The organism is Vibrio sp. 1580 (assembly GCF_033340055.1).
The window spans coordinates 1-1,457 of the sequence record NZ_JAWOVT010000052.1 but is presented as its reverse complement, the minus strand read 5'-3'; the positions used below and the strand labels follow the sequence as shown (position 1 = coordinate 1,457).

Annotated in this window: 2 protein-coding genes; both read right to left on the bottom strand. The window is 47.8% G+C overall.

The features are described 5' to 3' along the window. The coding region (locus R7093_RS23940; protein WP_318146852.1) for a PstS family phosphate ABC transporter substrate-binding protein at nt 1-531 on the bottom strand (531 nt) is incomplete at its 3' end. Then, on the bottom strand, nt 531-1,457 hold a 927-nt coding region (gene phoR, locus R7093_RS23935; RefSeq protein WP_318146851.1), incomplete at its 5' end, for a phosphate regulon sensor histidine kinase PhoR. The genes phoR and R7093_RS23940, both read right to left, overlap by 1 nt.

Sequence of the window (1,457 nt, the reverse complement as noted above, 5' to 3'; positions counted from 1 at the left end):
CCCAAACAACTGCAAGTTGCGCTTCGCCCATTCGGCTTTTAAACCTAGTTGCTGCCAGTTAGTGATGAACTGACTTTCTCCACAACGCAACGTAGCGGAAAACATCGCGTCCAATTGATTAAAGTTCAAACCTTGAATGGGATTGTCTTGATGCACAAAAATACCAATAGCATCAATAGCAACGCGCAATGCTGTAGGTTTGTAACCATGCTGTCGCTCGAACGCTTCGATTTCTTTCAAACGCATCGGGCGGCTCATTGGGCCAAACTGCGCCGTTTGCTCTGTTAAAGCAGGTGGCGCCGTTGACGAGCCTGAAGCTTGAACTTGCGCGTTGATGTTCGGGTAAATGGATTTAAACTCTTCCACCCAAAGTGTGGTCATCCCCGCCAAAGTGTCTGAGCCTACCGAGAGCAAGTTACCAACAATGCCAGTGGTTTTATGGTAGTTCGGTAATGGCTTATCTTGAGCAACCGCCATACTCGAACAAGTAAGCGCGATACAAACGATGACTTTACTGACTCGACGTCCCATTATTTCACCACCAAACGACTTGGAAGTACGAACGAGAACTTACTGCCTACACCGACTTCACTTTGAATTTCCAGGTGTGAGTCATGATGGCTCAGCGCATGTTTCACAATTGCCAATCCTAAACCACTGCCACCCGTATCGCGTGAACGTGCTTTATCAACTCGGTAGAAACGCTCAGTCAGTCGATGCAAGTGTTGTGGCTCAATGCCATCACCACTGTCTTCAACTTCAAGGCACGCACCTTGTGCGGTTTGATACCAACGAACATGAATATTGGCTCCCGGAGGAGTGTACTTCACTGCGTTGTAAACAAGGTTGGAGATCGCGCTGCGCAATTGGTCATCATCTCCAAGCACGCGAAGGCTAGTATCGACATCAAACTTGAGTTTATGTTGGTCATCACCACTTAAGCTGATCGCTTCTTTCTCTAATACTTCAAGCATTGCTGGCACGTTTACGACATCTTCCAACTCATGCATCGGCGCGGCTTCAATCTTAGATAAGGTAAGAAGTTGATTCACTAAGCTGTTCATGCGGTTAAGCTGCTCCGTCATCACCCCATGCGCTTTAGTCCACATCGGGCCGACGATCATATCTGGGTCTTCCGTCATCTCCAGATAACCTTGTAGTACGGTCATCGGAGTGCGTAGCTCATGAGAAACGTTGGCGAAGAAGTTACGACGCATTCCTTCGAGTTGCTTAAGTTGGCTCACGTCACGCACCACCATCAGGTGTTCACCTTCCGTGTAAGGCACGATACGCAGTTCTAACATACGTTCGACATTCAACGGCGAGCGCATTTCTAGCGGTTCGGAGAAATCTTTTTTATTGAGGTACTTGATGAAATCTGGAGTTCGAATCAGGTTCGAGATAGGTTGACCGGAATCTTCTGGCCAATGGAAGCCTAACAGGTGTTGAGCTAATCG